Below are 20,021 nucleotides of genomic sequence, written 5' to 3'. Positions count from 1 at the left end.
AATATGAAAACCAAGAAGATATTAATCCTTTGTCAGTATTTTTATCCTGAATATGTTTCATCAGCAACGTTACCAACACAAATGGCTGAAGATTTAGTAGATAAAGGTATAAAAATAGATGTTATGTGTGGTTGGCCATATGAATACTCTCAATCACATAAAACATTAAAAAAAGAAAAGTATAATGGAATAAATATTAGAAGGTTGAAATATGCTCAATTTAATAATAAGTCAAAAATTGGTAGACTAATAAACTTCTTCTCATTATTTGCAATGTTCTTAATTAATATGCCAAGAATGTTGAAATACGATCATATTTTAGTTTATTCTAATCCTCCAATTCTACCTTTTATACCTGATTTGATACACAGAATATTTAAGAAGAAATATTCGTTTGTTGCGTATGATATAGCACCAGATAATGCAATTAAAACAGGGGCTACTAAACCAGGTAGTATGATTGATAAGGTAATGAAGTATATTAATAAACATGTTTATAAAAATGCAGAGCATGTTATTGTCTTAGGTACTGAAATGAAAAATTATATATTAGAGAATAAAATTTCTAATAATAAAAATAATATTCATGTTATACCTAATTGGTATGATGAAAAATCATTAAGTAAAGACAAAGTATATAATGATGCTTTTAAAGATATTAAAAGTAAGTATAATAAAATACTTTTATATAGTGGAAATATGGGACAACTTCAAGATATGGAAACGATAATGCAATTTCTTAAAGGTGTTAAGGACAACAAAGAAGTAGCTACTGTTTTATGTGGACATGGTAAGAAGAAAGAAATAGTAGATGATTTTATTAAAAATAATAATATAGAGAATGCTTTTGTTTATGATTTTCTTACTGGAACAGATTATTCTGATGTGCTTAATATTGCAGATTGTTGCATAGCTTCACTCGTACCCGAGGGTATTGGTCTAGGAGTACCAAGTAAAAATTATGGATACTTAGCTGCTGGAAAGCCACTTATCGCAATTATGGATAAAGAAACAGATATTGTTAAACAAATAAAATCATATAATGCAGGTCTTCATGTTAATAATCAAGATTCTCAATCAATTATAAACTTTGTGGAAAATAATAGTCCTAAAGACTTTGAGCAAATGGGCAGTAATGCATATAAAATTTACAAAGAAAATTATACAAGAGAATTAAGTACAGAAAAGTATTATAATTTACTGAAATAAAGGTGGAGAATTATGAAAAAGTTATTTGATATATGCAGTTCTTTATTTGCAGTGTTTATTTTTTCACCAATATTAATCGTTACATCTATAGCTATTAAACTAGAATCTAAAGGTCCAATCGTTTTTAAACAAAAACGACCTGGTATAAATAATGAAATCTTTAATATTTATAAATTTAGATCTATGAAAGTTGAAACGCCAGATGTAGCAACTGATAAAATTGATGCAAATATGTACATTACTAAATCAGGACGTTTTATTAGAAGAACTTCAATTGATGAATTGCCTCAATTATTTAATATTATTAAAGGCGATATGTCTGTAGTTGGTCCAAGACCAGCTTTATATAATCAATATGATTTGATTGCTAAAAGAACGAATGAAAATGTACATACAGTAAAACCAGGACTAACAGGCTTAGCACAAGTTATGGGTAGAGATGATATTACAGATGATCAAAAAGTTCAATATGATAAATATTACGTTGAAAATCAAACTTTCATTTTAGATATGTTTATTATATACAAAACGATTAGAAACACGATAACATCTGAAGGTGTGAAACATTAATGGGAAAAACAATTTTAATCACTGGTAAGAATGGATATGTAGGGAATCGTTTAAATGATTATTTAAAAGCACAAGGTCATGTTGTTGATCAAATTAATGTTAGAGGAAATCAGTGGAAAGCATTAGATTTTAGTAAATATAACGTCGTTATACATTTAGCCGCAATTGTACATAATAATAACCCAAATGCTACTATGGTAGATTATATGAATGTAAATTACCATTTAACTAAAGAGCTAGCTGAAAAAGCTAAAACCGAAGGTGTAAATCAGTTTATATTCTTTAGTACAATGTCAGTATTTGGACTTGATGGCGAAGTAGGGAAAGAAGTTATTATAAATAAAAACACTTTAACTAAACCAACAACTTCATATGGCATATCAAAACTACGTGCAGAAGAAATGTTACATGAAATTCAATCAAATGCATTTAAGGTAGCTGTTTTAAGACCACCAATGATTTATGGAGAATCAGCACCAGGTAATTTTAGTAAGTTAATTAAACTATCTAATATTTTACCTCTATATCCTCGAATTGATAATCAAAGAAGTAGTATATATATTGAAAATCTTGAGATTTATATTAATGAACTTATTGAGAATGAAAGTTCAGGCATATTACACCCTCAAAATAATGATTACTTAAATACGAATCATGCAATTTTTAAAATGAGAGAACTGCAAAATAAGAAAAGTATGAGTATTAAATTACCAAACAGTTTATTAAAATTATTTGGTAAAATATCAATCTTCAATAAATTATATGGAAACTTAGCATATTCAAAGGATATAGATGAAATAAACTATGCTGATAAATTTATTAGTGAAGCGGAAACTTATGTTCGAACATTAAATAAGTAATTTAAATTTTATGAAGTACCAGTAAATTATAAAAGTGTGAGATTCATAAAATAGCAAGGACCCCATTAAACTCTCTATAATATAGAGGGTTTTTATTTTTTCTTTGAACAATACAACGCTCTACTACCGTTAATCTATTTTACAAAAAACTATAACTATAGTTTAATTGAAATAACGATTGATACATAGAAGAGAGGTAACTAAATGAAAAACATCATTCTTGTAGTATTTATTTTTTGTTTAACTATATTTTCTGCTTATTTCATGATTACATCAGACTCTGAACCAGATGATAAAAAAGACAAAAAACAAGAAAAAACTGAACAAACTAAAAAGTCATCTAATGATAAGTCTATAAATATTAAGACTCAAGAAGATTTAGAGAAGGTCATAAATAGTGATAAAGATGAACAGACTAAAATGAATGCTTATAATCAAGCTATCGATAAAGATATTTTACCGAAAAGTAAACATTATCAAGATGCAGAAAGTGCATATAAAGAGTCAGTTGATCTAAAGAAGAATGAAAATAAAGAGAAGTAGTTATAAGATGAAAATTCTTATAACTACTTTTTTTATTTTCTTTAAAAACAGGGTAACTACTAGTTTTTTACCTTACTAAAATGGTATGTATTTTTAAAAACATGTAGACATTTGTGAAGTTTTTGTTAATATTATTAATATTGAATTAAAAGTTATAGAAAATAAATTAAATATCAAGTCAGATTTTAACTGATTTAATAATTATTTGTTTTCAGAAGTAATATACATGATCATAATAATGTTTTTAAAAACTAATTTTTATGCAGATAATTTAGTGTAAAAATTCAATAATAAAAGAGGTAAATGTATGAGTACTTTATATAAATTGAAGAATATACTTGTAAGAAGGTTTGACTGTGTTTCTGTAGAGGATAAGGCGGATAAGATTGTTATTGAATATAAATATAAGAATTATTTAGTGTTTAATAAGGACCAATTTGAAGTTAGAATTCAAAATAAGACTGTTCCTGTAGCTATTAAAAAGTCGGGTACTAACCATTTGAAGGTTGAAATTGATAAAGATTTATTGAAGTTTGAATCAAAGGAAACATTTATTAAGGTTAACTGTTTTTATAATGGTAAAAAATTATGGGTGAGAGATAATACTAGAGGTTCTCTTTATTTAACAATTGACGGTAAGCTTTGCGAAGTTGAATGTACTAAGAATATGTACATTAAGAGTTTAAATGAGGATTATACTTTTGTTAATGAGAAGGTTAAATTGAAACCTTTTATTAATGAGTCTAATTTTACTTTTGAAACGAGCAGTAACTATCAGTTCTCTAAAATTTTACTAATTAATGGTTCCAATAAATCTGAAATTCAGTTAAAAGCTAGTGGTAAGTCGAATTATACAATTCCAATTGAAAAGATCGAAATGTTAGCTATGGAAGAGTATAAAGCTATGTACTTGGTAAATGAAGATAATGCATATAGAGCGAAGTTTGATAATAAATATAGTTTTAATTTGTATCATTATTATATTGAGATTAATAGGAACAATTTCTTTGTTTATCATAAAATTTTTAAAGCTGAAAATATTATTTTAAAGGAAACACCTGATAAGTATGGTTTTATTATTAATATGAAGAGCAAGGGTAATAAACATATTAAAGAATATTTGAATGTTGTCTTAATGAACTATGAAAATGAAATTATTGCAAAATATCCTGTCAAAACTTACGAAGATATGATTACTTCTAAAATTCCTTATGATATTTTTATTGATAATAGAGCTAAAAAAAATATGTATATTGAGGCAGTTGAAGAAGGTACAAGTCGCAATGTTATATACAGTATTTCTGAAAATGTTAAAGAACGTATTATTTCTGAGACTGCTGTTAGCATCAATAATCAATATTATCACATGAGATTTATTTCAAATAATGGTATTTATGTTAAGTATAGAAAGCCGTTTTTTAAGAATGGTGTTAATTATATAAATGAGAATAAAATTAACTTCTTTGTAAAAGCTGATGATATATATAGTCATTGTACGTTTACTTTAACCTTCGAAGAACGCTATAGCAAAGAAACAATTGAGTATTATATTGAACCAGGTGAGACTCTATTAGATATTAAATATGACGAAATTGAAAAGATTATATCTAAGCCTAAAACGATTGTCGATCTATTTATAACGGTTAGAGAACAAGATCATATTGTGAGAAAAGAAAAAATTAGATATAGAACAGCTAAATATAAAAAGGATACATATTTTTCAAAAAAAATTATAAAAGATAATAATCAAGAAATAAATTATTTAAGCACAATTACGCCATTTAAAAATATTAAATTAGAGAGATTCTCTATTACAAACAATCAATTAAAGTTAATGAACAACAAGGCTAAAGACCCTAATATTTGGTTGATTGGTGAAAGATTTGATACAGCTCAAGACAACGGTATAGTCTTCTTTAATTGGTTAAGAGCCAATACTTCGATAGATGCTTATTATGTTATAGATGAAAATGCTTTAGATTACCAAAACCTTAAACATAATAAAAAAGTGCTTAAATTTGGTTCTATTGAGCATTTTAAAATAGCTAGTAAAGCTAAAGTACTTGTAAGTACACATGATTTTGAAAACATACTTCCATATAAACCAGCAAAAGGATTCTTTGGTTATGAAGATACATTAAAAGTATTCTTGCAACATGGTGTATTAGGAAGAAAAAGTGTTGAGTATCATAAGGATTATTATGAACAGCCTTTTGATATTTTCAATGTGAGTAGTATGAGTGAAAAGTACGATGTAGTTGTAAATGAAATGGGATACGATAAAGAGCAAGTATATATTTCAGGATTATCTCGATTTGATAATTTACCGATAGAAAATGATAACAATAATATTAAAAAAATATTGATTATGCCAACTTGGAGAGACTGGCTAAATAGTGATTTTACATTTGAGAACAGTGAGTATTTAGAGAAATACTTAAGCTTGATTAAAAATAAAAAGCTAAATCAATTAATAGAAAGAAATAATGTTGAAATTAATTTTTATCCACATTATAGAGCTCAAAGTTACTTTAAGTTGTTCTTAATGAATAATGATATAAAAGTACAATACGTTGAGTTAGGGGAGAAGTCCGTTCAATCATTATTGATAGAACATGACTTGTTAATTACGGATTATAGTAGTGTAAGCTTCGACTTTACTTATATGAATAAACCAGTGATCTTTTATCATTTTGATGTAGAAAGATTCTTTAGAAAAGGTATTTTAAGACCTATCCATGAAACGTTCCTAGGTGAAATTATGTACGATGAAAAGAAATTAGTAGATCAAATCTATGACTATGTCGTTAATGATTCATTTAAAAAAGTAGAAGTAGAGAAAGATAGTATTTTCAAATATATTGATAAAAATAATAACGAAAGAATTTACAACAGCATTGTCGAAAATTTAGAGCGACAATAAGATATACAATGCAAAAGGAGTAGTTTATGAATAAGTTTATACCAGTAGTATTCTGGATGAGAGCAATATCTTGTTTAGGAATAGTCATGATTCATTCAATTTCTATAACATTATCTAATAATCCGAATCTCGTTAAAAATGAATGGCCAACATATTTACAAGTATATTTAATGTTCGCAACGCCAATGTTTGTATTCATTACGGAATTCTTGACTGCACATAAATATGGAGACTCGTTGAAAGAAGGATTTTTCAAGAAAAGATTAATGATATTAGGAATACCATACGTATTACTTAATATATTTTGGACTTTCAGTAAATATGATAGCGCGACTTTTATAGAATTTATAAATAATTTTTTATATGTGTCAATTCGAGGATATTCAGTAACATACTTCATCGTTATTATATTCCAGTTCTATGTATTGCATTATGTGTTTGCAAAATACTTAAAGAACATCAAACCAATACCTATGATAATAGGATCAATCATTATTACTTCAATTTATTGGGCAATGCGATTAAGAATGCAAGCACCTGATAATATATTTGGTCAAATTATCTGGGGAAAAGAAGGACAAACGATCTTTTTCGGTTGGTTAACATATTTCTTATTAGGTTACTATATAGGAAAAAACTATACAGCTTTCAAAAATGCCATACAAAAATATACTGTACCAATAATAGGATTGTTAGTAATCAGTGTGATCTTTGTTTATTATACACATACAAGTGGATATAATAGCGCAATTGGATCTAAAAGAGTTGATACACCAATTTATACAACTTCAGTTATATTAGCATTTTTCCTAATGAGTAGTTGGTTTACGTATGTACCTAAATTTATATTATTTATTAGCAATTTCTCATTTAGTATTTACTTAATGCATTTAATATTCTTAAATAAAATGACAATGTTTAGTGAAGTTGTTTATTTAGATATCTTATATAAGTTTATAGTAGCAGTATGTTTATCAATATGTATATCTTACTTATTCAATCTAAGTAAATATGGAAAGTATTTCGTAGGAAATGTTAATACTTTAACTCACAATAAGTTGAATAAATATGAAAAACCATATAAAACAACAAATGAAACACTAAATTCAGTAGAATCAAGTAGTGTTTAAATAATTTACACTGCAAACAAAGCCTATCATTCAAACGATAGGCTTTGTTTTTTTCTTATTTCTCCTTACTCACTCCACAAATTTACCCAATTTCTCCGTATTTCAATTTATACGCTACATATCCTGATTTATAGAAGTATTTATTTTTTTCCGCTTCTCTCTCATCCAATAATCCTAATGCTTGAATGACATTAAATGCAAAGTCTACTGCGCTTGATCCGTTTGCTGTAACGAGATTCTTATCTATTACGCTGTCTTCATTTACGAAGTCTATTGAGTTTGTGTATTGTTTAAAGTTATCGTCTGTTGTCCATGTGTTTAAGTCATTTCCTGTATGCTTGAATCCTGAGAGTAGGCTGTTTCTTGCTAAGAAGTCTACTGCGCCACATATTGCACCGACAACGATGCCTTTGTCTAATGATGACTTAATGAGCTGTACAAGCTGCTCACTTTCTATTGATGGCCAATTGTTTCCGCCTATAACGATTAAAGCGTCATATGGTTCTGAAATTTGTTCAATTGTATAGTCAACGATGGTCTTTAGTTGACCGATGGATGTGACTGTTGGTTCTTCTAACGATACAGTATCTATTTTAAACGAATGTGACATAGACAGTTCTGCTGCAACATAGCTTAATTCCCAATCTGCGTATTGTTCTGTAAGTAAGACTAATGCTCTTTTCATAATGTAGCCACCTTTTTTTATGATTAACTTTAGATTGCTACAAATGCTGTGGTTATGCAAATGATAACTATATATTTTTATTTTATAAAAATTTAATACGCTTGAAATACTGATATAATAGGTGCTATGACGTTATGAATAGGATGATTAACCCGAAGAAGTTTGACAAATAACATGAATGATATTATAGTTGATTACACAACTAATCAACCAATCATGTTATAGGATAAGGAGAATGAATATGAAACCTACATTAAATGATGATACACCTATATTTTTGCAAATTGCAGATATGATTAAAGATGATTTAGTTGAAGGACTTTTGTCTGAAGGTGAACAAATACCTTCCACAACAGAACTTTCAAATTTTTATAATATCAATAGAGCGACGGCTCAAAAGGGTATTACTTTGTTGATGGATGAAGGCATCGTGACGAAGCGAAGAGGAATTGGTGTGTTTATAGCTGAAGATGCGCGCGACAAGCTTGTAAATACACGAATGCAAGATTTCTCAAACACTTATATCCAAAACATGGTTAAAGAAGCGAAGAGACTCAATATAAACAAAGAAGAATTAATAAGAAGGGTGGCTCAAGACTATGACAATCATTGATATTAGAAATATGTCGTTTAAGTACAAGGATGAATATGTACTGGAAGATTTAAATTTACAAGAAGACGAGCCTATGATTATAGGATTATGGGGACGTAATGGTTCAGGTAAGACGACGTTAATGAAACTCATGTCAGGTCAAGAAAAACAGAATTCAGGACAAGTGTCCATTTTAGATTTTAATCCTTATAATAATGTAGCAGCTTCTAAGCAAATCACATATTTAAGGGAAAACCATTTCTTTGGTAAGACATGGAATATAAATGATGCTATGAAATTTGCTTCAATGTTTAACGATAAGTGGAATCAGCAAGAAGCAGATTATTTAATTGATTTATTCGAGTTACCAAGAAAGAAAAAAATTAAGACTTTTTCCAAAGGTATGCAATCTATGGTTCAGTCTGTAATTGGATTAGCAAGTCATGCACCAGTTACGATGTTAGATGAGCCAACAAACGGTTTAGATGCTTATATGAGAAAGGTATTTACTAAAGCACTTAGAGAATCATTTGAAGCAGATCCAAGATATATCTTGATTGCTTCTCATCATATTAAAGAAATTGAAAAAATATGTGAAAAACTCGTTGTCATTTCTGAACATCATGTGAAATTAAACGAACCTATTGAATATTTTCAATCTAGAGGAGCAATATTGGTTGGTAAGTTAGAAGATATTCAGCAAGTTGTTTCTAATAATGAAGTAATTGAACAATCTACAATTATGAATCAGTATAAAATTATGGCAGATATACCGTTTAATGAAGAATTGATTAAACAATGTAAAGCGTTGAATATTAAAGTGGATAAAGCAAGTATTCAAGATTACTTAGTCAATATAACGATGTCAAAGGAGGCTAATAATGGGTGATTTAAGAGGCTCGCTTTCTATAATAGGTAAAGAATTGAAATTACAATTTTATACATTTAGTATCGTACTTCTAGCATTAGCTATAATTTATTTTATCATTGGCTTCTATATTGAACCATCTGAGTCTTTCAAACCTTTATTATCTGGACCAATATACGGTATATTAGGATTCTTACCATTTTTCTTGTATGGTGATCCTTTTAAATCAGCCGTTCAACTTGGTTCTACTAGAAAACAATATATTTTCAGTTTGTGGTTAAGCTACTTTATATTTATTGTATGTATGTTAGTAGTACATGAAATCGTTAGCTACTTATTAGAACTTATTGCAAATATAGCAAATAGTAACGTTACATTAATGAGAGTTGGAGATTTCCTACAACATAACAATAGATTCGATAATATGTGGATAGATTTATTATCAGTTATTTTTATTGCTGGTGTTTGTTTCTTCATCGGTGCAATTATGTATCGTTTCGGTATCATTCCAACTTTAATAGGACTATTTTTAATAGGCGTAATAGTCTTTGTATGGTATGTACTTGGAGATTTCACACCATTGTTCAAATGGATATATCATCATATATATGAAATGTTTCATATATTAGGTGCTATCGGAATTCTTTTAGCATTATTAATTTATCCAATACTCATAAATGTTAAATTAAAATTTTAATAATACAATCGAGTACAGGTAAACATGCATGTTACTAGTGGTAGTGTTATTTAAGAATGATATAACTTATATATAAAGCACCTCGTTAATTTGATTTTTATTAATTAAATTATACGAAAGTGCTTTATTTTTTTGTGAAAATAGATATTGAGAACGATTTTGTGAAGTGCTGACGCCTGAGGGAATATTTTATTCCACTTCAATCATTATTTTCGTTATATATTCATTTTCATTATTTTTAATAACTGAATCGAATACAAATTCTTCATAGACATATTTACCGATTTTTAAATTCATTTCTTCTATTTTTTGTATCATTTTTGAGTACGTTACTTCTATATTTTTATCTAATCCTAGGTGGTAACCAATTAAGTACTGACCTTTTAACGTAATGGTATTCGTGTAATGATTTTTAGAGTTAGGAATTTTAACATATAGGTAACTATAATTATTGTATTCTCCATTTAAAATATCTTTCATATTGGATATAATGCCAATCGGTTGGCTAGAAAATAGGCCATGTGATTTAAGTTCTTCAATAAATTGATTAATAGATATTAAAAAATCAAGTTCTGAAGCATTTGCGATATTATCACTTATATAAAATGTAGTTTCTTCGATTTCTTGTAATGTAATGTCATCAAATGGTGTTTGTATAGCTTCTTTTATGAGCTGAATTTTATCGTTGATGATCATTTCATTATATTCTAAATGTTTCTTCTGTTCTTGAATCGTCTTTTTCTGTTGATACATTAAATTTAAAAAGTGTTCTGGTGATTTGTTTTGTGTATATTCTTTGATTTCTTTTAGTGGCATGCCTAATTCTTTTAGTAATGTGATCACACTAATCAGTTCAATTTGTTTTATAGAATAGTAGCGATAGCCAATTTCATTTTTATAATCAGGTTTGAAAAGATTGATTTTATCGTAGTAAATAAGCGTTTGACGACTAACATTTGTTAAGCTAGCAAACTCACTTATAGGTATTTGATTAATTTTTTGCATAAATTGTTCTCCTTCTATTGACTGTATAGTTACTATACACTATAAATTGTATATATTAAAGATTGCATAACGTTATGAAAATCCAACTAAATGGATTAGAATATAGTGAAAATCAGATAAAATTTGTGAAAGTATTGAATAAGGAGGTCTAAAATGAAGAGTAAGTTAAATGTTTTATATTTTAATATATTTTTAATGTTTTTAGGAATTAGTATCGTAATTCCAGTTTTACCAACGTTTTTAAAGGATTTAGATTTGAATGGTACAGATTTGGGTGTACTTGTAGCAGTGTTCGCATTATTCCAAATGATTGCTTCACCATTTGGAGGACGATTTGCAGATAAATTTGGTAAAAAAATCATTATCATTATTGGCCTCCTATTATTCTCCATTTCAGAATTTATATTTGCGGTAGGTAATACATTTTCAATACTTTTATTATCAAGAGTATTAGGTGGGATTAGTGCAGCGTTTGTCATGCCAGGTGTAAATGGTATGATCGGTGATTTATCAACACATGAGACTAGAGCGAAGAACTTTAGTTATATGTCAGCAGTAATAAATACAGGGTTTATAGTTGGACCAGGTGTAGGAGGATTCTTAGCAGAAATTTCGCATAGAATGCCTTTTTATTTTGCAGGTGGACTAGGCATTATAGCTTTATTATTCTCGATATTCTTATTAAAAGAAGCAAGTGACGAAGATGAAACACATGAGACACGTAAGAAAAAAGTTAAAGAACCATTTCCATATAAATTGTTTGTAGTACCTGTTATTATAATGCTCATACTTTCATATGGTTTAGCATCAACAGAAACCATGTTCTCATTATATACAGCAGAAAAAGTAGGTTTCGAACCGAAAGATATTTCTATCGCCATTACAGGTGGAGCAATAGTTGGGGTTATATTCCAGCTGTTCTTATTTGAAAAGCTAGTAGGAAAAATAGGTGAAATTAAGTTAACATTATTCTCATTAATATATTCGATATTAGTTTTAGGAGCATTCTTAATGGCTTCAAAATATATAACGGTAATGCTAGTAAGTTTCATTATATTTATTGGATTTGATTTAATCAGACCATCCATGACGAACTACTTTTCAAAATTAGCCGGTAATAATCAAGGTACAGCAGGTGGATTAAACTCGGCAGCAACAAGTGTCGGTAACTTAATCGGACCTTTAGTAGCCGGTGCAGCATTTGATATGAGTATAGATTTTCCATTGTATATAGCAATGGCATTCTTCCTAGTAGCATCAGTAATTATTGTATTTTATAGACCAGATAAATTGAAGTTTTAAAAATAAGAGCTGAGACAAATAAATTGTCTCAGCTCTTTTGGTTGGAAAAGGGTATAAAGTAACTCGAATTTATCAAGACAGGTCCGACTAGCAACATAGAACGTCTGAATATTGCAAGACGGAGCCAACATGATAAATAGAGCGGTTGAATGTTGCTAGTCGAGACAAACATGATAAATAGAGCCCGTGAATTTATCAAGACAGGCACAACATGATAAATAGGACGGCTGAATGTTGCAAGACTGCTCCAACATGATAAATAGGGAGGCCGAATATTGCAAGACAGGGCAAACATGATAAATAGGGCGGCCGAATGTTGCTAGTCGAGACAAACATGATAAATAGAGCCCGTGAATTTATCAAGACTGGTCCAACATGATAAATAGCACGCCAATTGATACCCACTATTCCATTATAATTCCTAAAAAAAACCCTAGGGCGCGTATCTTATCAATACGCGTCCTAGGGTTCTACATTCTATATTTGATTTAATGAGTTATTTAAGTCTGCTACTAAGTCTTCTGTATCTTCTATTCCTATAGATAGTCTGATCATACCGTCTGCGATGCCTTCTTTATGTCTAATTTCAGCTGGTATGGATGCATGCGTCATTAAACTTGGTACTGAAATCAAGCTTTCTACTGCACCTAAACTTTCTGCTAAAGTGAATAGTTTTGTATGTTTTATAACTTCTTTTGCTTTTTCTACGTCTGCTACTTCAAAAGAAATGATACCTGGATACCCTGATGCTTGTTCAAAATGTACATCACGGTTAACATGGTCTTCGTTTAATGGGTGGATAGTTTTAACAACATTGTCGTGATTTTTCAATAATTCAACAACTTCTTTAACGTTACGGTTAATTTGTTCTAGTCTTAAACCTAGTGTTTTAATTCCTCGTGTTAATAAGTAGCTATCTTGTGGTCCAAGTATACCTCCAGTAGAGTTCTGGATGAATCCAATTCTTTCTCCAAGACTTTCATTTGCAGTAACAACGAGTCCTGAAACAACATCACTATGACCGCCTAAATATTTTGTTGCAGAATGAAGTACGATATCTGCTCCTAAATCTAAAGGATTTTGATAATAAGGTGTCATAAATGTATTATCAACAACAGTTAAGATGTTATGCTTTTTAGCAACTTTGCTTGCTGCTTTAATATCCGTAACTTGTAATAAAGGATTTGAAGGTGTTTCTACGAATAACATTTTAGTTTCTTCTTTAATAGAAGATTCGATATTTTCGATGTTAGTTGTATTGATAAAATCAAAAGAAATGCCAAAGCGTGTGAACACTTTAGTTAAGGCACGGTAAGTACCACCGTAAACATCTGAGTTTATTAAAATGTGGTCACCTTTATCTAATAACATAATAACAGCAGATATAGCTGCCATTCCTGAGCCAAATGCATAACCATTCGTACCATGTTCTAAATCAGCAATTAAAGTTTCTAATGCTGTACGAGTAGGGTTAGCAGTTCTAGAATATTCATATCCTTGTCTTAATTCACCAATAGCATCTTGTTCGTATGTACTCGTTTGATATATTGGTGTTGTTACAGCTCCAGTATATGCGTCAGTTGTTTTTCCACCATGTATAAGTAAAGTTTTTTTATTCATTTTATTTTCCTCCGTAGTTAAATATATTTTTAGACATATAACGATCGCTACTATCTGGGAAGACAACAACGATATGTCCTTGTTCTATTTCTTTGGAAACTTGTATTGCGGCTTCCAGTGCTGCGCCGGATGAGCTACCAGCAAGAATACCTTCATTTAATGCAAGTCCAGACACATTGTTAAATGCATCTAGGTCACTAATGACTTTAATGTCATGAATTAATGAACGATCTAGAAAAATCGGCCACTTTTCAACACCAATGCCTTCAGTATCATGAGAATGTTCATCTCCACCAGCTAGAATGCTGCCTTCAGGTTCTACAATGATATTATGGACATCATGTTGTTTCATTACTGAAGCGGTTCCTGCAAAAGTACCTCCTGAACCAGCACCAGCAACAAAGTAATTGATGTCAGGACATTGTTCAAGTATTTCTGATGCTAATGTATTTACATAAGCTTGTGGATTTTCTTTGTTTCCAAATTGATTAATGTAATAAGCATTATGATCTTGAGCGAATTTCTTAGCATATTGTTGAGCACCAATCATGCCTTCAGAACGAGGTGTTCTTCTAACATCAGCACCTAAAGCTTTCATTATACTCATTTTTTCTTCAGAAAATCCTTCAGGTGCGTAGATAACACAGTTGATATTGTAATGATTAGCTACAATAGAAAGTCCAATACCAGTATTACCTGCAGTAGCTTCTACTATTGTATCCCCAGATTTAAGTTCACCTTGAGCAATTGCTTGTTCAATTAAATGCTTAGCCAATCTATCTTTGATGCTTCCGCCTATGTTATAACTTTCTAGTTTGGCATATATTTTTACTTTGTCAGTACTATAATGCTCTAATAGTACGAGCGGTGTATTTCCAATTAAATCAAAAGCCTTCATCCCATTACCCCAATATTAATTATTATAAAGCATAGTATTTCAATAAGGATTATATGTGATTAGTTTTTAAAAAGCAAATAAATTAAATTTATTAGAATATTGAAAAAATAGAGCGTCTGAACATTGCAAGACAGGGTCGACTAGCAACATAGAACGTCTGAACATTGCAAGACATGCACGACTAGCAACATAGAGCGTCTGAACATTGCAAGACAGGGCCGACTAGCAACATAGAACGTCTGAACATTGCAAGACTGGCCCGACTAGCAACATAGAGCGGCTGAACATTGCAAGACAGGTCAGACTAGCAACATAGAGCGGTTGAATATTGCAAGACAGGTCCAACATGATAAATAGAGTCCGAGAATTTATCAAGACAGGTCCAACATGATAAATAGAGTCCGAGAATTTATCAAGACAGGTCCAACATGATAAATAGAGCCCTTGAATTTATCAAGACTGGCACAACATGATAAATAGAGCCCTTGAATTTATCAAGACAGGTCCAACATGATAAATAGAGCCCATGAATTTATCAAGACTCGCACAACATGATAAATAGAGTCCGTGAATTTATCAAGACTGGCACAACATGATAAATAGAGCCCGTGAATTTATCAAGACAGGTCCAACATGATAAATAGAGTCCGTGAATTTATCAAGACAGGTCCAACATGATAAATAGAGCCCGTGAATTTATCAAGACTCGCACAACAAGCTAAATAGAGCCCCCAAAATATCCCGATATCACCATATTTTCAAATAAGTATAATTTTTATACTAAAAACTGTTGACTTTTATTTTTAGCCGCGATATAATTATCTCGAAATCGAAATAATATACAGGTAGGTGATGACATGGACCGAACAGAGGAATCATTAAAAGCTTTAGTAGGTATAAAGCGTACGAATGACACGTTAGACCGTATTGTGAAGCAAGATATGAAGAACTATGGTTTGAATATTACTGAATTTGCTGTGATGGAACTTTTGTATCATAAAGGTGATCAGCCTATTCAAAAGGTTAAACAACGTATTCTAATAGCAAGTAGTAGTACAACTTATGTTATTGATCAATTAGTTAAGAAAGCTTATGTAACGCGTCGTCAAGATACTGAAGATAAACGTATTACGTATGCTGTACTTACTGAAAAAGGGCATGCGCTCATGGAACAGATTTTTCCACAACATGCTGAAACGATAGAGAAAGCATTCTCTATATTAGATAACGAAGAACTTGCTATATTTCGCAGAGCACTTAAAAAGATAAGCGCATTTTCTACAGAGTAGGAGTAGCGCATAATTTTTTACATCAAATTATTTCGAAATCGAAATAAAATCAAATATAAAAATAAAAGAGAGAAGGAATTTATAATGAATAACAATGAACTTTTAGGAATCCACCACGTAACAGCAATGACAAATGATGCAGAAAGAAACTATAAATTTTTCACAGAAATTTTAGGTATGCGTTTAGTTAAGAAAACAGTAAACCAAGATGATATCTATACGTATCATACATTTTTCGCAGATGATCAAGGTTCACCAGGAACAGACATGACATTCTTTGATTTTCCAAATAACCCTCAAGGTAGCAGAGGTACAAACTCAATTAGCCGTGCAGCATTCAGAGTACCTAATGATGCAGCGCTAGAATATTACTTGAATCGTTTTGAAGAATTTGGCGTAAAACATGACGGTATACAAGATTTATTCGGTAAAAAAGTATTACCTTTTGAAGAAGAAGATGGACAAAGATACCAATTAATTTCTGACGAATTAAATAAAGGTGTTAAACCAGGTATTCCTTGGAAAAATGGTCCAGTACCTGAAGATAAAGCAATCTATGGTTTAGGCCCAATTGAAATTACAGTAAGTTATTATGATGACTTTAAATCTGTAATGAAACAAGTCTTCGGTATGACACCAATTATTGAAGAAGATGATGTAACACTTCTTGAAGTTGGAGAAGGCGGTAACGGTGGTCAAGTTATTTTAAGAAAAGATGACCAAAGTACAGAAGCAAGACAAGGTTACGGAGAAGTTCACCACGTATCATTCAGATTGAAAGACCATGATGCAATTAAAGCATGGGAAGAAAAATATAATGAATTGCGTATTGGTAACTCAGGTAATGTTGATCGTTTCTATTTTGAAGCTTTATATGCAAGAATTGGACATATATTAATAGAAGTTTCTACAGATGGACCAGGATTTATGGGAGACGAACCTTATGAAACATTAGGTGAAAGTCTAGCATTACCACCATTCTTAGAAGCAAAACGTGACTTCATTGAATCTGAAGTTAAACCATTTGATACTAGCAGAAAATAATAATGACATTAAAAGGAGAGGTTCTAATGAAGAAGTTACGACCTGAAGAACTCACACAAAAAGAAAATTATAAATTATTAATTGGTTCTGTCATTCCACGACCGATAGCACTTGTTACAACACAATCTGACAGTGGATTGTTGAATATAGCACCATTTAGCTTTTTCAACATTGTATCTTCGAACCCTCCAATATTGTCTATAGCAGTACAAAGAGTGAACGGTGAACCGAAAGATACAGCACGTAATATTTTACAGAATAAAGAAGCGGTTGTGCATATCGTTGATACAGATAATGTAGAAGATGCGAACCAAACTGCAGCGTTATTAGGTCCGGATGAAAGTGAAATGGATCGCACTGAATTTGAAACTGTAAATTCTGTTGAAGTTTCAGTTCCAGGTTTAAAACAAAGTAAAGTACGATTTGAAGCTGTATTAAAAGAAGATGTCGTCATTAAAAATGGTGATCAACCTGTATCAGACTTACTACTTTTAGAAATAAAATATTATCATTTCGATGAAGCGATTTATGATAATGGTTATATTATTAAAGATGAATTAGGCGCAGTAAGCAGACTTGCAGGCAATGATTATGCTGAAATCGGTAAAACATTTACAATCGAAAGACCACAATAAGGATGGAGATGAAAAGAATGAATCATATATTTAAACAAGGTGACCAAGGTAAGCCAGTATTCTTGTTATTGCACGGTACAGGCGGAGACGAAAGAGATTTATTACCATTAGCAGAAATGTTAGACCCTACTTATAGTGTATTAAGTGTTAAAGGTGAAGTATCTGAAAACGGTATGGCAAGATATTTTAGAAGATTAGCTGAAGGTGAATATGACGTAGAAGATTTAGAATATAGAGGGAAAGAACTATATCAATTTATAGAAGAATCTGCAAAAGAATATGAATTTAACTTAGAAGACGTTATACCAGTAGGCTTTTCAAACGGATCAAATATCGCAATCAACATTATTTTAAGAGAAGAAACACCTTTCAAAAAAGCATTACTATTCGCACCATTATATCCAGTAGATTTACAAAATAACAATAAAGACCTGTCAGACTTTAATGTCTTTTTATCAATGGGTGAAAGAGACCCAATCGTAACAAAAGAACAAAGCGAACGCGTAATACAAATATTTAAAGAACGTAACGCAACAGTAAGTGAAACGTGGGTAAATAGCCATGAACTCACTCAAGAAGCGGTATTAGCAGCACGCGAAATATTATAGTTAGGAAATTGTAAGACTAACCCTAAGACCTCCCCCCTTTAATAAACTATACAAAATAAAAAAAGACCCTCTCATCCGAAAGTAAGTTTATCGGATTGGGAGTGGTCTTTTTATTTTTATTAAGATGGTACTTCCGTTCTTTTTGGATTGTGCTTTCTTATGATTGCTGCTGAGATTGTGGATATGCCTCCGAAGATAATAAATCCGATGTACATCCACATTGTGCTATTAAGTTCTATACTATGATTTAAATACAATAGTTCTCTTAAAGTGTCTGCGTAATGTCTAAATGGATTCCAACCTATCATATAATCTTGATAGAATTGAGGTAACATTTGTTTAGGTAGCATTATGAGTTGCATACTAAAGAATAACAACACCATAAATAATGGTACTACTTTTATACCTAGCCATGTCATAAATCCAAGTATTAAACTAATGAATGACAATATTGCTATGGATATATATAGTGCGATTCGATTAGGATGATCAATCGTTACGTCTAGTATACCGTTTAAGAAATAAATATATCCGAATCCACCAACTAATGCTGTGGCAATGGCAACGCCTAATTGTCCTAATGAAGCAATTATGCGATTTTTCACTGTAATACTATTACTCGTTCTAAATGAGAAGAATAGTAACACAGATCCAACTAATGATGCTAGCCAAACTGGTGTGAACATGAGGAATGGCATATTTCCATTTCCTTGATGTGATTTTACTTTGTTTATATTATTTTTATCAACTTTTACAGGATTTGTTATCCCTTGAATGTCAGAAGGTGCAACGTCTACTTTCATTTTTTCTAAAGTTTGTATGCTTTGTTCAGAGATTTGTGTGTTAAGTTGGTCACCAATTGTTGTAAGCATAGTTGTAGCTAATTGTGATCCTTGCATACTTGCACCTTCGTTCACAATGATTTCAACTTGCCCTTGCTTAACTTTTACAGGCTCAACTTTGCTTTGATTTTGCATTTTTTTAGCTTGTTCTGGTGGGATTTCACCACTTTTAATTTTGTCTGTCATTTCTTTCATTTTTGCATCTTGAACAGTTTTTTGTACTTTACTCATTGAATCTTTTGAAAAATTCTTATCTAAAATTAATGCGCCGTAATATTTATTGTCTTTAAAACCTTGTTCTAAATCTTTTTTATTATCGACTGCTATCCATTCCACTTTTTCAGAAAGATCTTTATTGTCTTTAATTTTTTCAGAAAAAGATTCTCCGATATTCAATTTCTTATCTTGCATGGTTGTACCTTTATCTTGATTTACAATCGCAATTGGTACGGATTTAGGTTCTGGATTGTATGCTGGAATAAATGCGATTGCTAAAAGTAAAAGAATCGTGATTGCAATAATAGGTGTTAGCCAAAATAATTTCTTTTTAAAAATATTCATAATTTATCTCCTTTTAATGAACATGGTGTTGATTATTAATAACATTGTTTATTATAATGGAATTCAACATATACACAATGGTCAATTAAGAACAATACGTCTATTAATGAACAAAACTTTAATATATGTTCATTAAAAAA

19 protein-coding genes are annotated in these 20,021 nt (G+C 30.5%); 14 read left to right on the top strand and 5 right to left on the bottom strand.

What is annotated here, in order from left to right:
- Positions 1 to 3 precede the first annotated feature (3 nt).
- The 6 genes from LQ608_RS10035 (at position 4) to LQ608_RS10010 (ending at position 7,235) form a co-directional block, all read left to right on the top strand.
- Complete coding sequence (locus LQ608_RS10035; protein WP_239751709.1) at positions 4 to 1,209, top strand: glycosyltransferase family 4 protein; 1,206 nt, start codon at positions 4 to 6, stop codon at positions 1,207 to 1,209.
- 12 nt (positions 1,210 to 1,221) lie between these two features.
- The gene (locus LQ608_RS10030) at positions 1,222 to 1,779 is read left to right on the top strand and encodes a sugar transferase (protein ID WP_239732592.1); all 558 of its coding nucleotides are present in this window, start codon (positions 1,222 to 1,224) and stop codon (positions 1,777 to 1,779) included.
- Complete coding sequence (locus LQ608_RS10025; RefSeq protein ID WP_239751708.1) at positions 1,779 to 2,639, top strand: NAD-dependent epimerase/dehydratase family protein; 861 nt, start codon at positions 1,779 to 1,781, stop codon at positions 2,637 to 2,639. The genes LQ608_RS10030 and LQ608_RS10025 overlap by 1 nt, the downstream gene beginning before the upstream one ends.
- A 204-nt stretch (positions 2,640 to 2,843) precedes the next feature.
- Entirely contained in the window at positions 2,844 to 3,182 is a 339-nt protein-coding gene (locus LQ608_RS10020) for a hypothetical protein (protein WP_239749827.1), read from the top strand.
- A 307-nt stretch (positions 3,183 to 3,489) separates the two neighbouring features.
- The gene (locus LQ608_RS10015) at positions 3,490 to 6,105 is read left to right on the top strand and encodes a CDP-glycerol glycerophosphotransferase family protein (RefSeq protein WP_239751707.1); all 2,616 of its coding nucleotides are present in this window, start codon (positions 3,490 to 3,492) and stop codon (positions 6,103 to 6,105) included.
- Between the two features lie 26 nt (positions 6,106 to 6,131).
- Positions 6,132 to 7,235 (top strand): acyltransferase family protein, encoded by a 1,104-nt coding sequence (locus LQ608_RS10010; RefSeq protein ID WP_239751706.1) that lies wholly within the window; start codon positions 6,132 to 6,134, stop codon positions 7,233 to 7,235.
- A gap of 82 nt (positions 7,236 to 7,317) precedes the next feature.
- Here LQ608_RS10010 and LQ608_RS10005 read toward each other — a convergent pair whose 3' ends face one another.
- On the bottom strand, positions 7,318 to 7,920 hold the full coding sequence (locus tag LQ608_RS10005) for a DJ-1/PfpI family protein (RefSeq protein ID WP_239751705.1): 603 nt from the start codon (positions 7,918 to 7,920) through the stop codon (positions 7,318 to 7,320).
- A gap of 241 nt (positions 7,921 to 8,161) precedes the next feature.
- Between LQ608_RS10005 and LQ608_RS10000 the strand changes: the two genes are divergently transcribed.
- Genes LQ608_RS10000 through LQ608_RS09990 form a run of 3 tightly spaced genes read left to right on the top strand, consistent with a single transcriptional unit; the run spans position 8,162 to position 10,077 of the window.
- Positions 8,162 to 8,533: a GntR family transcriptional regulator gene (locus LQ608_RS10000; RefSeq protein ID WP_107509751.1), complete on the top strand. Its 372-nt coding sequence runs from the start codon at positions 8,162 to 8,164 to the stop codon at positions 8,531 to 8,533.
- Positions 8,520 to 9,401, top strand: a complete 882-nt coding sequence (locus LQ608_RS09995) for an ATP-binding cassette domain-containing protein (protein ID WP_239751704.1) — start codon at positions 8,520 to 8,522, stop codon at positions 9,399 to 9,401. Before LQ608_RS10000 ends, LQ608_RS09995 begins: the two co-directional genes overlap by 14 nt.
- Positions 9,394 to 10,077, top strand: a complete 684-nt coding sequence (locus LQ608_RS09990) for a hypothetical protein (protein ID WP_239751703.1) — start codon at positions 9,394 to 9,396, stop codon at positions 10,075 to 10,077. Before LQ608_RS09995 ends, LQ608_RS09990 begins: the two co-directional genes overlap by 8 nt.
- Before the next feature lie 189 nt (positions 10,078 to 10,266).
- On the opposite strand, the gene LQ608_RS09985 is transcribed toward LQ608_RS09990, so the two are convergent.
- Positions 10,267 to 11,082 carry a MerR family transcriptional regulator gene (locus tag LQ608_RS09985; protein WP_239751701.1) on the bottom strand — a complete coding sequence of 272 codons (816 nt, stop codon included), beginning with the start codon at positions 11,080 to 11,082 and terminating at the stop codon, positions 10,267 to 10,269.
- A 153-nt stretch (positions 11,083 to 11,235) separates the two neighbouring features.
- Here LQ608_RS09985 and norA point away from each other — a divergent pair, with 153 nt between their 5' ends.
- Positions 11,236 to 12,384 carry a multidrug efflux MFS transporter NorA gene (gene norA, locus LQ608_RS09980; protein WP_239751697.1) on the top strand — a complete coding sequence of 383 codons (1,149 nt, stop codon included), beginning with the start codon at positions 11,236 to 11,238 and terminating at the stop codon, positions 12,382 to 12,384.
- Between the two features lie 477 nt (positions 12,385 to 12,861).
- Here the strand turns inward: norA and LQ608_RS09975 are convergent, their stop codons facing one another.
- Together LQ608_RS09975 and LQ608_RS09970 are read right to left on the bottom strand one after the other, a co-directional pair.
- Entirely contained in the window at positions 12,862 to 14,004 is a 1,143-nt protein-coding gene (locus tag LQ608_RS09975) for an aminotransferase class I/II-fold pyridoxal phosphate-dependent enzyme (protein WP_239751695.1), read from the bottom strand.
- A 1-nt stretch (position 14,005) separates the two neighbouring features.
- The gene (locus LQ608_RS09970; RefSeq protein WP_239751693.1) at positions 14,006 to 14,902 is read right to left on the bottom strand and encodes a PLP-dependent cysteine synthase family protein; all 897 of its coding nucleotides are present in this window, start codon (positions 14,900 to 14,902) and stop codon (positions 14,006 to 14,008) included.
- Between the two features lie 857 nt (positions 14,903 to 15,759).
- Between LQ608_RS09970 and LQ608_RS09965 the strand changes: the two genes are divergently transcribed.
- The 4 genes from LQ608_RS09965 to mhqD all read left to right on the top strand — a co-directional run bounded on the left by LQ608_RS09965 (position 15,760) and on the right by mhqD (position 18,478).
- Entirely contained in the window at positions 15,760 to 16,191 is a 432-nt protein-coding gene (locus tag LQ608_RS09965) for a MarR family winged helix-turn-helix transcriptional regulator (RefSeq protein WP_239751692.1), read from the top strand.
- Between the two features lie 84 nt (positions 16,192 to 16,275).
- The gene (gene mhqE / locus LQ608_RS09960; RefSeq protein ID WP_239751689.1) at positions 16,276 to 17,235 is read left to right on the top strand and encodes a ring-cleaving dioxygenase MhqE; all 960 of its coding nucleotides are present in this window, start codon (positions 16,276 to 16,278) and stop codon (positions 17,233 to 17,235) included.
- 26 nt (positions 17,236 to 17,261) lie between these two features.
- On the top strand, positions 17,262 to 17,870 hold the full coding sequence (locus LQ608_RS09955; RefSeq protein ID WP_218703022.1) for a flavin reductase family protein: 609 nt from the start codon (positions 17,262 to 17,264) through the stop codon (positions 17,868 to 17,870).
- A gap of 17 nt (positions 17,871 to 17,887) precedes the next feature.
- Positions 17,888 to 18,478, top strand: coding sequence for a methylhydroquinone degradation carboxylesterase MhqD (gene mhqD, locus LQ608_RS09950; RefSeq protein WP_078358530.1), 591 nt, complete (start codon positions 17,888 to 17,890; stop codon positions 18,476 to 18,478).
- 119 nt (positions 18,479 to 18,597) lie between these two features.
- On the opposite strand, the gene LQ608_RS09945 is transcribed toward mhqD, so the two are convergent.
- Entirely contained in the window at positions 18,598 to 19,881 is a 1,284-nt protein-coding gene (locus LQ608_RS09945; protein WP_239751687.1) for a YhgE/Pip domain-containing protein, read from the bottom strand.
- Positions 19,882 to 20,021 lie beyond the last annotated feature (140 nt).

The sequence above is a fragment of the Mammaliicoccus sp. H-M34 genome, assembly GCF_022386495.1.
Classification (GTDB): domain Bacteria; phylum Bacillota; class Bacilli; order Staphylococcales; family Staphylococcaceae; genus Mammaliicoccus; species Mammaliicoccus fleurettii.
The sequence above is the reverse complement of the archived record's forward strand: the minus strand, read 5'-3'. Positions and strand labels throughout refer to the sequence as shown.

What these genes read in the sequence shown, in the direction of transcription:
- LQ608_RS10035 (WP_239751709.1), top strand. Translation starts at nt 4, where the DNA reads ATGAAAACCAAGAAGATATTAATCCTTTGTCAGTATTTTTATCCTGAA.
- LQ608_RS10030 (WP_239732592.1), top strand. Translation starts at nt 1,222, where the DNA reads ATGAAAAAGTTATTTGATATATGCAGTTCTTTATTTGCAGTGTTTATT.
- LQ608_RS10025 (WP_239751708.1), top strand. Translation starts at nt 1,779, where the DNA reads ATGGGAAAAACAATTTTAATCACTGGTAAGAATGGATATGTAGGGAAT.
- LQ608_RS10020 (WP_239749827.1), top strand. Translation starts at nt 2,844, where the DNA reads ATGAAAAACATCATTCTTGTAGTATTTATTTTTTGTTTAACTATATTT.
- LQ608_RS10015 (WP_239751707.1), top strand. Translation starts at nt 3,490, where the DNA reads ATGAGTACTTTATATAAATTGAAGAATATACTTGTAAGAAGGTTTGAC.
- LQ608_RS10010 (WP_239751706.1), top strand. Translation starts at nt 6,132, where the DNA reads ATGAATAAGTTTATACCAGTAGTATTCTGGATGAGAGCAATATCTTGT.
- LQ608_RS10005 (WP_239751705.1), bottom strand. Translation starts at nt 7,920, where the DNA reads ATGAAAAGAGCATTAGTCTTACTTACAGAACAATACGCAGATTGGGAA.
- LQ608_RS10000 (WP_107509751.1), top strand. Translation starts at nt 8,162, where the DNA reads ATGAAACCTACATTAAATGATGATACACCTATATTTTTGCAAATTGCA.
- LQ608_RS09995 (WP_239751704.1), top strand. Translation starts at nt 8,520, where the DNA reads ATGACAATCATTGATATTAGAAATATGTCGTTTAAGTACAAGGATGAA.
- LQ608_RS09990 (WP_239751703.1), top strand. Translation starts at nt 9,394, where the DNA reads ATGGGTGATTTAAGAGGCTCGCTTTCTATAATAGGTAAAGAATTGAAA.
- LQ608_RS09985 (WP_239751701.1), bottom strand. Translation starts at nt 11,082, where the DNA reads ATGCAAAAAATTAATCAAATACCTATAAGTGAGTTTGCTAGCTTAACA.
- norA (WP_239751697.1), top strand. Translation starts at nt 11,236, where the DNA reads ATGAAGAGTAAGTTAAATGTTTTATATTTTAATATATTTTTAATGTTT.
- LQ608_RS09975 (WP_239751695.1), bottom strand. Translation starts at nt 14,004, where the DNA reads ATGAATAAAAAAACTTTACTTATACATGGTGGAAAAACAACTGACGCA.
- LQ608_RS09970 (WP_239751693.1), bottom strand. Translation starts at nt 14,902, where the DNA reads ATGAAGGCTTTTGATTTAATTGGAAATACACCGCTCGTACTATTAGAG.
- LQ608_RS09965 (WP_239751692.1), top strand. Translation starts at nt 15,760, where the DNA reads ATGGACCGAACAGAGGAATCATTAAAAGCTTTAGTAGGTATAAAGCGT.
- mhqE (WP_239751689.1), top strand. Translation starts at nt 16,276, where the DNA reads ATGAATAACAATGAACTTTTAGGAATCCACCACGTAACAGCAATGACA.
- LQ608_RS09955 (WP_218703022.1), top strand. Translation starts at nt 17,262, where the DNA reads ATGAAGAAGTTACGACCTGAAGAACTCACACAAAAAGAAAATTATAAA.
- mhqD (WP_078358530.1), top strand. Translation starts at nt 17,888, where the DNA reads ATGAATCATATATTTAAACAAGGTGACCAAGGTAAGCCAGTATTCTTG.
- LQ608_RS09945 (WP_239751687.1), bottom strand. Translation starts at nt 19,881, where the DNA reads ATGAATATTTTTAAAAAGAAATTATTTTGGCTAACACCTATTATTGCA.